Source organism: Pseudomonas sp. TWR3-1-1, assembly GCF_049896545.1.
In the GTDB taxonomy this organism is placed as follows: domain Bacteria; phylum Pseudomonadota; class Gammaproteobacteria; order Pseudomonadales; family Pseudomonadaceae; genus Aquipseudomonas; species Aquipseudomonas weihenstephanensis.
In genome coordinates this window covers 95,127-108,426 of the sequence record NZ_JAFCUO010000006.1, presented here as the reverse complement: position 1 = coordinate 108,426, position 13,300 = coordinate 95,127, and the positions used below count along the sequence as shown (strand labels likewise).

11 protein-coding genes are annotated in these 13,300 nt (G+C 58.1%); 7 read left to right on the top strand and 4 right to left on the bottom strand.

Going from position 1 to position 13,300, the window contains the following annotated elements; all coding sequences use genetic code 11:
* Positions 1 to 183 precede the first annotated feature (183 nt).
* Positions 184 to 591: an RNA-binding S4 domain-containing protein gene (locus tag ACP7A4_RS14800; RefSeq protein WP_059761717.1), complete on the top strand. Its 408-nt coding sequence runs from the start codon at positions 184 to 186 to the stop codon at positions 589 to 591.
* 43 nt (positions 592 to 634) lie between these two features.
* Here ACP7A4_RS14800 and ACP7A4_RS14795 read toward each other — a convergent pair whose 3' ends face one another.
* The gene (locus tag ACP7A4_RS14795; protein WP_059761716.1) at positions 635 to 1,432 is read right to left on the bottom strand and encodes a phosphatase PAP2 family protein; all 798 of its coding nucleotides are present in this window, start codon (positions 1,430 to 1,432) and stop codon (positions 635 to 637) included.
* Positions 1,433 to 1,532: 100 nt separating this feature from the next.
* Between ACP7A4_RS14795 and hslO the strand changes: the two genes are divergently transcribed.
* The gene (hslO, locus tag ACP7A4_RS14790; protein ID WP_203303131.1) at positions 1,533 to 2,435 is read left to right on the top strand and encodes an Hsp33 family molecular chaperone HslO; all 903 of its coding nucleotides are present in this window, start codon (positions 1,533 to 1,535) and stop codon (positions 2,433 to 2,435) included.
* 179 nt (positions 2,436 to 2,614) lie between these two features.
* Positions 2,615 to 4,156 carry a phosphoenolpyruvate carboxykinase gene (locus tag ACP7A4_RS14785; RefSeq protein WP_426247612.1) on the top strand — a complete coding sequence of 514 codons (1,542 nt, stop codon included), beginning with the start codon at positions 2,615 to 2,617 and terminating at the stop codon, positions 4,154 to 4,156.
* A 90-nt stretch (positions 4,157 to 4,246) separates the two neighbouring features.
* On the opposite strand, the gene ACP7A4_RS14780 is transcribed toward ACP7A4_RS14785, so the two are convergent.
* On the bottom strand, positions 4,247 to 4,597 hold the full coding sequence (locus tag ACP7A4_RS14780) for a DUF1493 family protein (protein ID WP_426247610.1): 351 nt from the start codon (positions 4,595 to 4,597) through the stop codon (positions 4,247 to 4,249).
* A gap of 258 nt (positions 4,598 to 4,855) precedes the next feature.
* Between ACP7A4_RS14780 and ACP7A4_RS14775 the strand changes: the two genes are divergently transcribed.
* Positions 4,856 to 6,793 (top strand): RecQ family ATP-dependent DNA helicase, encoded by a 1,938-nt coding sequence (locus ACP7A4_RS14775; protein ID WP_059761712.1) that lies wholly within the window; start codon positions 4,856 to 4,858, stop codon positions 6,791 to 6,793.
* Positions 6,794 to 6,855: 62 nt separating this feature from the next.
* Here ACP7A4_RS14775 and ACP7A4_RS14770 read toward each other — a convergent pair whose 3' ends face one another.
* Complete coding sequence (locus ACP7A4_RS14770) at positions 6,856 to 7,986, bottom strand: hypothetical protein (protein WP_426247608.1); 1,131 nt, start codon at positions 7,984 to 7,986, stop codon at positions 6,856 to 6,858.
* 486 nt (positions 7,987 to 8,472) lie between these two features.
* Positions 8,473 to 9,837 (bottom strand): formimidoylglutamate deiminase, encoded by a 1,365-nt coding sequence (locus ACP7A4_RS14765; RefSeq protein ID WP_059761524.1) that lies wholly within the window; start codon positions 9,835 to 9,837, stop codon positions 8,473 to 8,475.
* A 146-nt stretch (positions 9,838 to 9,983) separates the two neighbouring features.
* Between ACP7A4_RS14765 and hutC the strand changes: the two genes are divergently transcribed.
* The 3 genes from hutC (at position 9,984) to hutU (ending at position 13,268) form a co-directional block, all read left to right on the top strand.
* The gene (gene hutC, locus ACP7A4_RS14760) at positions 9,984 to 10,694 is read left to right on the top strand and encodes a histidine utilization repressor (protein ID WP_177332337.1); all 711 of its coding nucleotides are present in this window, start codon (positions 9,984 to 9,986) and stop codon (positions 10,692 to 10,694) included.
* Positions 10,691 to 11,269 (top strand): HutD/Ves family protein, encoded by a 579-nt coding sequence (locus tag ACP7A4_RS14755; protein ID WP_426247606.1) that lies wholly within the window; start codon positions 10,691 to 10,693, stop codon positions 11,267 to 11,269. Before hutC ends, ACP7A4_RS14755 begins: the two co-directional genes overlap by 4 nt.
* Before the next feature lie 253 nt (positions 11,270 to 11,522).
* Positions 11,523 to 13,268 carry a urocanate hydratase gene (gene hutU / locus ACP7A4_RS14750; protein WP_426247604.1) on the top strand — a complete coding sequence of 582 codons (1,746 nt, stop codon included), beginning with the start codon at positions 11,523 to 11,525 and terminating at the stop codon, positions 13,266 to 13,268.
* The last annotated feature ends 32 nt before the right edge of the window (positions 13,269 to 13,300 follow it).

The following is a 13,300-nucleotide window of genomic DNA, read 5'->3' as shown; positions in this document are numbered from 1 at the left end:
GTGCATCATCACGGGTCGTTTAGACGCCGAATGTGCGGTATTCACGCAGAAACTGCTTCAAATGGCGACTGTTATCTCGCGTTCAAGTGTTTCATCGCTCGGCATGGCGTGTGCGATGCCAGGTTCATCTATTTAACTGAAACGGTAGTACAGTTCTGACTCTGTCTATGTAGAGGAATTCCAATGGCGCACAAGCAAGAGGACGACGACAAGATCCGTCTGGATAAATGGCTATGGGCAGCGCGTTTTTACAAGACTCGTGCGTTGGCCAAGGCGGCGATTGAAAGCGGCAAGGTGCATTGCCGGGGTGAGCGCTGCAAGCCGAGCAAAGAGCCGCGAGTTGGCGATGAGCTGCAAATCCGTGTCGGCCTTGAAGAGCGTACCGTGCACGTCAAGGCGCTGTCTGTGGTGCGCCGTGGTGCCCCCGAAGCGCAACTGCTGTATGCCGAAACGGAGCAGAGTATCGCCAAACGCGAACAGGCAGCCGCGTTGCGCAAGGCGGGTGCGATGGGTATCAGCACCGAAGGTAAACCGACCAAAAAACAACGGCGCCAACTGCATCAATTTCATGATGCCAGTGGCGCCGAGTAAATCCGCCTGACGGTGACGGATTCAGGCAACTGAAGCGGGTTGCCTAGCCGCGGATCACGCTCATGCGCGACACCAGCGGCAGGCGTTGCAACAGCGAGAAAATCGGTGCTGTAACGCGCATCAGTGCGTCAGAAACCTTGGCTGCAAACGGGGTGTAATAGCCCCAGCCCAAGGCGAGGAAAGCCAGCAGCAGCCCGCCGATGTAGTCGTCCTGGCCCCAATGGGCGCCCGCCACCAGGCGCGGCATCATAAACAGCAGCGTCAGGCCCCAAATCACGACCTTCTGACCTGGGGTGCGGCTGAACACAGTCATGAACATGCCCCAGATCAGCAGCACAGAGGCATGGTCGCCGGGAAAGCTCTGGCTGGAGCGGTCTTTGAGTTCCCAGGTCTTTTCCAGGCCCGGGAAGTAATCGCTCAAGTGAATAGCGTCTTCAAACACCATCGAGGGGCTGTTGTGCTGCCAGCCCATAGCGGCTGTGAGCTTGGAAAATACCGCGCGAATCACCACCAACAGCAACAGAATCGCCAAAAAGCCAAAGAAGGCGCGACGCACCTGGGTGGCTTCAAACACCCAGTTGCCCTTGATCAGCAGCGACAACATGATGATGCCGACCACTGCGTCAAAGGGTCGCAGACTTGCAACAGCCCACATGTGGAGCCATATAGGGTTATCAGCCAATGGGCGATTGAGCAGATGGAACAACCAGTCGTCGAAAGTCAGGCACAGAATTTGGCCGAATGGCCATAACCAGAAACACAGAAGTCCCAGAGCGAGTAAATTACATCCCGCTAGGGCTCCGAGGTTCCACCTTGTTTGGAACAGAGTGGGATTGTTCATGACGTGCCCCCTTGGCTGGTTTTTGCACCATACCGGTGCTAAAAACGCGCCTTTATAAAGACTCGAACACATTTTGTCACCAATTTAGAACCCTATTCCTATGTCAGATCTACCTAAAACCGACTTCACTCAGCGCTTCATCTTCGACAACTCCGACACCCGTGGCGAGTTGGCTTCGCTGGATCACAGCTACGCCGAGGTACTGGCCAAGCATACGTATCCGCAGCCGGTTCAACAGTTGCTGGGTGAGTTGATGGCCGCCGCTGCGTTGTTAGTGGGCAGCTTGAAATTTGATGGGTTAATGAGTCTTCAGGCGCGCTCCGAAGGCCCGGTTCCCTTGCTGATGATCGAAATCACCAGCGAGCGTGAAATTCGCGGTCTGGCCCGTTTTGAAGCCGACCAGATCAAGGCGGATGCCACCTTGGCCGACCTGATGCCCAACGGTGTGTTGGCCCTGACCATCGATCCTGCGGTTGGCAAACGCTATCAAGGCATCGTCGATCTTGACGGTGCAGACTTGTCAGCCTGTTTCACCCACTATTTTGTGATGTCGCATCAGGTGCCAACGCGTTTTTGGCTGGCGGCTGACGGTAAACGCGCGCGCGGCATGCTCTTGCAGCAACTGCCTGCCGAGGTGATCAACGATGAAGAGGCGCGCGCCGAAAGCTGGCAGCGCCTGAATATTCTGGGCGACACCCTGAAAGTCGAAGAGCTGTTGGGGTGGAACAACAAAAAGATACTGACGAGTTTGTTTCACGAGGAAGAGTTGCGCGTATTCGCTGACGAGCGCATTGAATTCCAATGCAGCTGCTCGCGCGAGCGTTCGGGCAATGCGCTGACCAGTTTGGGCCATGACGACGCGCTCAATCTGGTCAAGGAATACGGCGGCCATGTCGAAATCGACTGCCAGTTTTGCAATGAGCGCTATCTGTTTGACGCGGCCGATGTTGATCAATTGTTCGCCGGTGCAGGGGTTGAGTCGCCTTCCGGCACTCAGCACTAAAACGTTTCAGCGCAGGTAAAACCCCTGTCAAAGCCCCGTACAACGCGGTTCTGACAGGTGGACCCTACTTTTTTTGGGCGTTTCTGGCATAATCCGGCCCACTTTTTTCGCGGTAGTAGTGCAAAAATTTCTACTACAAAACGTTTGGCGCAATCGGCCAATGGCCGACGGGGAACCTCATGACGCAAGCTAATAACGCCGTGTACACCGATCTGAGCATCGACGATCTGGTCAAAGAAGCCCTGAACCGTGGTGAAGGTGAGCTTGCCGACAATGGCGCACTGGTTGTTAAAACGGGCCATCGCACAGGCCGTTCGCCAGCTGACCGCTTTATCGTTGAAGAGCCGAGCACTCATGACGCCATTGCCTGGGGCCCGATCAACCGCAAGTTCCCGGCTGACAAGTTCGATGCCCTGTGGGACCGCGTTTCTGCCTATCTGGGCGAGCGTGAGCGTTTCGTGTCCCACGTTCATGTAGGTTCTGATCCGGCGCACTACCTGCCCGTCAAAATGACCACCGAAACCGCGTGGCACAACTTGTTTGGCCGTTGCCTGTTCATCAACCCCGAGCAGTACAACCCGGCCGGCAAAGACGAGTGGCAAGTGATCAACGCACCGAACTTCGTGTGCGAGCCTGAGCGTGATGGCACCCACTCCGACGGTTGCGTGATCATCAACTTTGCAGCCAAAAAAGTCCTGATCGCGGGCATGCGTTATGCCGGCGAAATGAAAAAAGCCCTGTTCTCGGTTCAGAACTTCCTGCTGCCAGCGGTTGACGTTCTGCCGATGCACTGTGCGGCCAACATGGGCGAAGAGGGCGACGTGACCCTGTTCTTCGGCCTGTCGGGCACCGGTAAAACCACCCTGTCGGCGGATGAAAGCCGTTATCTGATCGGTGACGACGAACACGGCTGGGGCGTAGGCGTCGTGTTCAACATCGAAGGCGGTTGCTATGCCAAGTGCATCGACCTGTCCGAGAAAAACGAGCCGGTTATCTGGAAAGCCATCCAGCACGGCGCCGTACTGGAAAACGTCGTACTCGACGCCAACAAGAAACCTGATTACGCCGATGACAGCCTGACGCAGAACAGCCGCGCCGCTTACCCGCGTGAGCTGATCGAAAAACGCGCCCCGCTGAACCTGGGTGGCGAGCCAAACGCTGTGATCTTCCTGACTTGCGACCTGACCGGCGTACTGCCACCGGTGTCGATCCTCAGCGAAGAACAAGCGGCTTACCACTTCCTGTCTGGCTACACCGCACTGGTGGGTTCGACTGAAATGGGTTCGGGCAGCGGCATCAAGTCGACCTTCTCCACCTGCTTCGGCGCGCCATTCTTCCCGCGTCCGGCGGGCGAATACGCAGAGCTGCTGATCAAGCGCATCCGTGGTTTCGGCTCCAAGGTTTACCTGGTTAACACCGGCTGGACCGGCGGTGGCTACGGCGTTGGCAAGCGTTTCAACATCCCGACCACCCGTGCTGTGATCGCTGCCATCCAGAGCGGTGCGCTGATCGGCGCAGAAACCGAGCACCTGGACATCATCAACCTGGACGTGCCAAAAACCGTACCGGGCGTGGACACTGTTCTGCTCAACCCGCGCAACACTTGGGCTGACCCGGCTGCCTACGATGAAGCCGCCAAAGCATTGGCTGGCCTGTTCACCGAGAACTTCAAGAAGTTCGACGTGAGCGACGCGATCAAAGCGGCTGGCCCGAAGGCATAAGCCTTCCATCAGTGAGCTGATCCATGAAAAAGCCGCCTGAAAGGGCGGCTTTTTTGTACCTGAAGATTGATGCAGCTCTTGCGCCGGTATTCAGGCTTCCAGTGTTTGTGTATCCCAATACCCGGCCCTGATCGCCTCGTACAGCATGCCAATCGTCAATGGCACTTTGCGTTCCCGGCCTTTGGCATTGCGCTTGAGGTGCGGGTCGTTGCCGGCCGGTTGAAAATAGCGATAGGCATCGTAGTCGGCCAGTTCCAGGCCGAAGTGCTGCTCCAGGGTTTCCATCAAGTGCTGGGCATCGCTGCCGTTGCACGCCAGGTCGATGTTGATCGAGGTGTTCAGGCTGACGGTCTTGTGTTCTGGCAGGCCGATTTCTTCGTGCAGCACCTGCATCAATTCGCGCAGGGTGTGAGAGTCCGGGAGATCAGAGGCGAGTTTCATGGGCACGAGTCCTTAACAGAATGCGCCCAGTACAGCGCAGTCGCGTAGCCGCTGTCGAGGCACGAGGCTGCTATCGGGCGCGAAGCGGCCGTAAACCTGAGCACCGGGAGAGGGCCGCAGCCTCGCGCAGCTACACCGCTCTCAATGCCCGAAGAATGGCAGCCGACCCTGTATCATCCCCACTCAATTTACCCGCGACCTTTTCTCGATCTGCGCGCTAGCCTTTTGCGCTGTGCAACGGTCAATGGAGTGACAGTCATGTACAACACCCTGGAACAGGTATTCGGTTATCCACAGTTCAGAGCGGGCCAGGAAGCGGCGATCAGCGCTGTGCTGGCCGGGCGTTCGGCGGCGGCGATTTTCCCCACCGGCTCAGGCAAGTCGTTGTGCTATCAACTGCCTGCTTTATTACTGCCCCACCTGACGCTGGTGGTCTCGCCATTGCTGGCGCTGATGCAGGATCAACTGGCGTTTTTGCAGCGCCACGGCATTGCTGCCGCCAGTATTGATTCGGCGCAGAGCCGCGACGAGGCCAATTCGGTCATGGCCCGTGCCAAGGCGGGGGAGTTGAAGATTCTGATGATTTCGGTCGAGCGCCTGAAAAACGAGCGCTTCCGACATTTTTTGCAGCAAGTACCCCTGTCTCTGCTGGTGGTGGATGAAGCGCATTGTATTTCCGAATGGGGCCATAACTTCCGTCCGGACTATTTGAAGCTGCCGGACTACCAGCGCCAGTTCAACATCCCTCAAGCCTTACTGCTAACGGCCACGGCGACGCCGAATGTGATCGCTGACATGCAGGCCAAATTCGCCATTGCCGAGGCGGATGTCATCACCACCGGTTTTTACCGCGCCAACCTTAATCTGTGGGTTGAACCCGTGACCGGTGCCGCCAAGCGCCAGCGTCTGGTGCAGTGGATGGGCGAGCGCAGCGGCCAGCCGAGCATTGTTTACGTCACGCTGCAAAAGACCGCCGAACAGATCGCGCAACACCTCAACCAGCACGGCATCAGTGCCAATGCCTACCACGCAGGTTTGCCCCACGATCAACGCGAAAGCATTCAGCGCCAGTTCATGGGCGGGCAACTGAACTGCATCGTCGCCACCATCGCCTTTGGCATGGGGATCGATAAGAGCGACATTCGCAACGTGGTGCATTTTGACTTGCCCAAGTCGGTCGAAAACTACAGTCAGGAGATCGGTCGGGCCGGGCGTGACGGCCAGCCTTCGGACTGCCTGGTGCTGGCCAATCGCGACAGCCTGAACGTGCTGGAGAACTTTGTGTATGGCGACACGCCGGAGCTGCAAGGCATTCGCTGTGTACTGGAAGAATTGAAGGCGGCCATTGCCCAAGGGGAGTGGGAATTCATGCTCTTGCCTTTGGCCGATCAGAGCAATATTCGTCAGCTACCGCTCAAAACCTTGTTGGTGCAACTGGAACTGCGTGGCCTGATTGCGCCGCGTTACGCCTATTTTGCCGAGTACCGTTTCAAATACCTGATCGAGCCAGACGCGCTGTTGGCCAGGTTTGAGGGCGAACGCCGGGATTTCGTGAGCGCCATTATCCAGACGTCCAGCCGTGCCCGTACGTGGGCGACGGTCAATTTCGACGCGCTTTATGCACAGCATCAGGCAGAGCGTAATCGGGTGGTCAAAGCCCTGGATTATTTCCAGGAGAAAGGCTGGATCGAGCTTGAAAGCAAGCAGATGACAGAGGTCTACAGCCTGCTGGTGAGCGACGTTGACGTGGACGCTTTGAGCGTTGAGTTGCATCGCTACTTCACGGCCCATGAGCAGGGCGAGATCGAGCGCATTCACGCGATGCTGGCCTTGTTTGCCAGCGATACCTGCCTGAGCTATCGCCTGGCGCATTACTTTGGCGACGCGCAGGCACCGCAACAGTGCGGGCATTGTTCGGTGTGCGCAGGCCACGTGGCGCAACTGCCTGAGCCTCCCGCGCTGGCGCCGCTTGTGGATAAAAACTTCGAAGCCCTGTGCGGCGCGTTTATCCACAGGCACCAGGAGTACGCGGGAAGTTATCCCCCGGCTGAACGGGTGACCCGATTCTTGTGCGGCATCAGTGTGCCGATGTTCACCAAGATGAAAGCCCGGGCGATTCCTGGTTTTGCCGTGTTGGAAAACTACCCCTACGCAGCGGTGCGTGACTGGGCGGCGGTGCATTTGCAGGCCATGTAAACCCAACGATCACGCACAAAAAGCCAGCCCCCTTGCTTGGGGGCTGGCGTTAGCGCGTTACATCAAACGATGTCTTTGTAGGTTGCCGGGTTGTAGGCCAGGCTCTGTGACAGACCGGCTGGCGGCACATACGGAGCGCCTTTGATGGCGCTAAAGGCGATGCCTTTACTGCCCAGCGAGGCGTAACGTTCGTTTTTCTCCGACTCGGTGATCTTGGTGTAGGAGTACTTGTGCATCGCTGCGTATTTCGCGTCGTCGCTCACGATGGCTTTGTGCTGGGTTTCCAGATCTGCCGCTGACAGGCTCAAGCGCTTGTCCAGAGTCACGCCCCAACGGGTCAGGCACATTTCAGCGAAGTGACGCACCACCACACCCGGCGCAGCCAGCACTTTCGCACCTTTATCGCCATCAGCCGCCGCGTTGCCCACCAAAGTGGCGTGACGCCCGGCCATTGGGTAAATGTGTACGCGAGTGTTGGAGGCAGTTTCTGGAACGACGCAAGAAAACCCTTTAGAGCGTTCATCACGAGCAAAAAAGCCTACGTACTCCTGAACGTTTTTACCCAGTTCAACCCGTGCATTCTGGAAGTTCATCGGGCCTGGCACCGGGTCCACAGCGAAGATATTGACCGGGATGTTTTTCAGCTCATTGTCATTGAGCATGGCGTTGGCCAGCATATGGCAGCTCACCGCGCCACGGCTCCAGCCCACCAGGTTGACCTGGGTCGGAATCACGCCGTCCTTGCGGAAGGTTTTGATCAGCTGCTCTTGCAACTGTTGCTGGGTCACGGCGCGGTTGCCGTAATCGTATTTGCGCCACATCCACGAACCGGTCACGGTCACATCTTCGATGGGAATGCCGGCCGCTTTGAGGCGGTTGTATTCGGCTTCGGTGAGTTTCTCGCGTTGCCATTCACACTTGCCTTTGAGAATGCTCAACGCGTGCTTGACGTTCTCTTCCCAGCCTTTGCCGAACAGGCTGCCGGTCATGCCGTATTCCTTGTTCTGCACGAACATCTCATCGGCTTGCAAGTTGCCGCTGCCTGGGCCGTCGACGACGATCCATTCGGCAAATTCACGGCCTGTGCTGTGGGCGGCCAGTGTCGAAATCAGCTCGCCATTCCAATAGTTTTCATGGGTGGCGTCGAACTTGGTGGAGCCGGTGCCGCAGAAGTAAACAGTTACTGTAGTCACGATAAATCCTTGCGTTCATTGGAGAGAACACAAGGTAACGGTCGGCAAAATCGCGTATCAGCAGGAGAAGTTACCGCTACGGGAAGCGATTCCAATGAGGCTTGTAGTCACTGACGAGTAACACGAGGCTGCGATCGGGCGCGAAGCGGTCGTAAAGTCATTCAACCGCATTCAACGGTTTTACGACCGCTACGCACACAGACGTCGCCTTCGCCAACGGCTACCCCAATTTTCCTGTAGTCGCTGACGAGTAACACGAGGCTGCGATCTGGCGCGAAGCGGTCGTAAAGCCATTCAACCGCATTCAGCGGTTTTACGACCGCTACGCACTCAGACGTCGCCATCGCCAACGGCTACCCGAATTGGCATGTAGTCGCTGACGAGTAACACGAGGCTGCGATCGGGCGCGAAGCGGCCGCAAAGCCATTCAACCGCATTCATCGTGTTTACGATCTCTACGCACTCAGAAGTCGCCTTCGCCAATGGCTACACCATCAGCTCTTTGAGCACGCGGGTAAAGTCGCGGCAGCTGTCGACTTCGTCAGCGTGATGGCCATCGCGTATCACCCACTGGCCATTGACCAGCACATCACGCACCTGACGGTCACCACCGGCAAACAGCCAGCGGTTGAGAATGGCGTCATCCCGGGCTGTGGCCAGGTAGGGGTCGTTGCCGTCGAGTACCAGCCAATCGGCGCGCTGACCCACTGCCAGTCCACGGACCGGCTGGCCCATTGCCTGCGCCCCTCCGGCCAGTGCCGCGTCAAACAGCGTTCGGCCGACCATGGGCTGGTCGGCGCGGTACATGCGGTTGCGGCGCTGGTCGCGCAGGCGCTGGCCGTATTCCAGCCAGCGCAGCTCTTCAACCACGCTCAACGACACATGACTGTCCGAGCCGATGCCCAGGCGGCCGCCTTGGGCCAGGTAATCCACCGCCGGGAAAAGTCCATCCCCCAGATTGGCTTCCGTGGTCAGGCACAACCCGGCTACGGCCTGACTGTTAGCCATCCGCGCTACTTCAGCCGCATTGGCATGGGTGGCGTGCACCAGGCACCAGCGTGAGTCGACATCAACGTTGTCATACAGCCACTCAATCGGACGTTTGCCGCTCCAGCTCAGGCAGTCGTCGACTTCCTTTTGTTGCTCGGCGATGTGGATATGCACCGGGCAGGTGCTATTGCTGGCGCTCAGCACGTCGTGGATTTGCTGCGCAGTGACCGCGCGTAATGAGTGAAAACACAGCCCCAGCGCTTGGGCCGGTTGTTGGGCTATCAGCGGTTGTAACTGTTGTTGAAGTTGCAGGTAGTGCTCGGTGCTGTTGATGAAGCGCCGCTGGCCCTCACTTGGCGCTTGGCCACCAAAACCGGCGTGGCTGTACAGCACCGGCAGCAGGGTCAGACCAATGCCTGCGCAGCGGGCGGCTTCGCTGATGCGCAGCGCCAGCTCGGCGGGGTTGGCGTAAGGTCGCCCAGAAACATCGTGATGCACATAATGAAACTCAGCCACCGAGGTGTAACCCGCCTTGAGCATCTCGATGTACAGCTGGCGCGCGATGACGCCTAGCTGCTCAGGGCTGATTTTTCCGACAAGGCGATACATCAAATCGCGCCAGGTCCAAAAACTGTCATTGGGGTTGCCAGCCACTTCGGCCAAGCCAGCCATCGCGCGTTGAAAGGCGTGAGAATGCAGGTTTGGCATGCCCGGCAGCAACGGGCCGTGCACGCGTTCGGCGCCAGAGGCGTCGGCATTGGCTTCAAGACTCAAGAGGAGGCCATCCTTGCCGACCTCGATTCGGACATTGGTCGCCCAGCCTGTGGGTAACAGCGCACGTTCGGCAAAGAAGACGGACATCGGTTGGGTACCCCATTGTTTGTTATTTGTATATACATATACAGACGTTTGCCTGCTCGGTAAACTCCGGCAAGCTACGCCTCTTTACTCTTCATCAAGGATTGCCTGTGCCGACTCCGCCTGCCGTGAACCCGCTGGCTGCCCAGATGGGCGACAGTCCGGCGCCCCTGTACGCCCGTGTGAAACAGATGATCACTCAACAAATCAAGAGTGGTAACTGGCCGCCGCACCACCGCGTCCCTTCCGAGAGTGAGCTGGTCAGCCAATTGGGCTTCAGCCGTATGACCATCAACCGCGCCCTGCGTGAAATGACCGCCGACGGCCTGCTGGTGCGTATGCAAGGTGTGGGCACCTTTGTGGCCGAACCCAAGTCCCAATCCGCACTGTTTGAAGTCAACAACATCGCCGATGAGATCGCCGCCCGTGGCCATCAGCACAGTTGCAAAGTCATCAGCCTGGGCGAAGAAGCGGCAGGCTCTGAACGTGCAGCGGTGCTGGACATGCGTGAAGGGCAAAAAGTCTTCCATTCGTTGATCGTGCATTACGAGAACGGCATTCCCGTGCAAATAGAGGATCGTTTCGTCAACGCTCAAGTGGCGCCGGACTACCTCAAGCAGGATTTCACTCAGCAAACGCCTTACGCCTACTTGTCTCAAGTCGCACCGTTGACGGAAGGCGAACACGTGGTCGAGGCAATTCTGGCTGACCCCAAAGAGTGCAAGTTGCTGCAAATTGAGCCGGGCGAGCCTTGCCTGCTGATTCGCCGCCGTACCTGGTCGGGGCGCCAGCCCGTTACCGCCGCACGCCTGATCCACCCAGGCTCGCGCCATCGCCTTGAAGGACGTTTCAGTAAATGAATGAATTGACTGTATTACGCGCCGCTGATTACCCGCGCATGCCGTGGAAAAACGGCGGCGGGAGCACCGAAGAAATCACCCGTGACGCAGGCGAAGGTCTTGAGGGTTTTGGCTGGCGCCTGTCGATTGCCGACATTGGCGAGTCAGGCGGGTTTTCGCGCTTTGAAGGCTATCAGCGAATCATTAGCGTGCTGCAAGGCGCAGGCATGAACCTGCAAGTGGACGGGCTACGCACGCGTGCCTTGTTACCGTTCGATGCCTTCGCCTTTCGCGGTGAAAGTGCGGTGAGCTGCACGTTAATAGATGGCCCGATCCGCGACTTCAACTTGATCTATGCCCCCAACCGTTACAGCGCGCGCCTGCAATGGCTGGATGCTGTTACACCGCAGCGTTTTTTCAGCGCGGCGCACACGGTGCTGGTGTTCAGTGCCAGCGAGCACGTGCACGTAGGTATCGGTAACACTCAGCACCAACACCTGGGCCGTTACGATTGTCTGCGACTGAGCAATGACGGTGCGTTGCTGGAAGTCACCGTGACGGGCCGCTGCTGCGTGATCGAATTAAACCCCAGCTGAAATCCCCCGCGTAGGCGTTGCCGAAGGCTGCGAGTTTTTTGATCGTCTACAAAATCGCAGCCTTCGGTAGCGCCTACGCAATTTGTTACCGAACGCCCCAAAACAGCGCAAAAATCCGTTTCCGTAACATCCCATCACTTGCCCTCCGTTGTCTGTGCAACACCCCTGCGTTAATCAAGCCCTCTATTTTCGGGGCCTCCAACAGTTTCATGCTGCGAATCCTCACGTTGGCCGCTTACTTGCATATGCTTGTATGTACAAGTACATAAGTGTGCGTCTGCCCATTGCTGAGGAGTTACCCGTGACTTCAACTACACCCCAATCGCCTGCCGAGTTCACCCGCCACCGTGACGGTGAAATCCGCGCTGCCCGTGGCACCCAACTCACGGCTAAAAGCTGGATGACCGAAGCCCCGTTGCGGATGTTGATGAACAACCTCGACCCGCAAGTGGCCGAGAACCCGACCGAGTTGGTGGTGTACGGCGGCATTGGGCGTGCAGCGCGTAACTGGGAGTGCTACGACAAAATCGTCGAAAGCCTGACTCACCTCAATGACGACGAAACCCTGCTGGTGCAATCCGGCAAACCGGTCGGCGTGTTCAAAACCCACAGCAACGCACCGCGTGTGCTGATTGCCAACTCCAACCTGGTGCCGCATTGGGCTACGTGGGAGCACTTCAACGAACTCGACGCCAAGGGCCTGGCCATGTACGGGCAGATGACGGCCGGTAGCTGGATTTACATCGGCAGTCAGGGGATTGTGCAAGGGACGTACGAGACCTTCGTTGAAGCCGGTCGTCAGCATTACAACGGCAGCCTCCAAGGCAAGTGGGTACTCACCGCCGGTTTGGGCGGCATGGGCGGCGCGCAGCCATTGGCCGCTACGTTGGCAGGCGCGTGCTCGCTGAACATCGAGTGCCAGCAAAGCCGCATCGATTTCCGTCTGGCCACGCGCTATGTCGATGAGCAAGCGACCGATCTGGATGACGCGCTGGCACGTATCGCGAAATACACCGCAGCAGGCAAAGCTATTTCTATTGCCCTGTGTGGGAACGCCGCTGAACTGCTGCCAGAAATGGTGCGCCGTGGTGTACGCCCGGACATGGTCACCGATCAGACCAGCGCCCACGATCCGCTCAATGGCTACCTGCCCAAAGGCTGGACGTGGGAGCAATACCGCGACCGTGCCGTGACCGATCCGGCAGCGGTGGTCAAAGCGGCTAAAGCCTCGATGGGTGAACATGTCGAAGCGATGCTGGCGTTTCAGAAGCAAGGTATTCCGACTTTCGACTACGGCAACAACATTCGTCAGATGGCCAAAGAAGTCGGCGTCCAAAACGCCTTCGATTTCCCTGGATTCGTACCTGCTTATATCCGCCCTTTGTTCTGCCGCGGCGTAGGTCCATTCCGCTGGGTCGCGCTCTCGGGGGACCCGGAGGACATCTACAAAACCGACGCCAAGGTCAAAGAACTGATCGCCGATGACGCGCACCTGCATAACTGGCTGGACATGGCCCGCGAGCGCATCAGCTTCCAGGGTTTACCCGCGCGTATTTGCTGGGTCGGCCTGGGCCAACGCGCCAAGTTGGGCCTGGCCTTCAACGAAATGGTGCGCAGCGGCGAACTGAAAGCACCGATCGTGATTGGCCGCGACCACCTCGACTCCGGCTCGGTGGCCAGCCCCAACCGCGAAACCGAAGCCATGCAGGACGGTTCGGATGCAGTCTCCGATTGGCCCTTGCTCAACGCCTTGCTCAACACCGCGAGCGGTGCGACCTGGGTCTCCTTGCACCACGGTGGCGGGGTGGGCATGGGCTTCTCGCAGCATTCGGGGATGGTCATCGTCTGTGATGGCACCGACGAAGCGGCCGAACGTATCGCCCGTGTGTTGCACAACGACCCGGCTACCGGTGTGATGCGCCATGCCGATGCGGGCTATGACATCGCCATTGAGTGCGCCAACGAACAGGGCCTGAACCTGCCGATGATCAACGGTTAAACCACGACGCTCGGTCGGCGTGAGCACGGCTC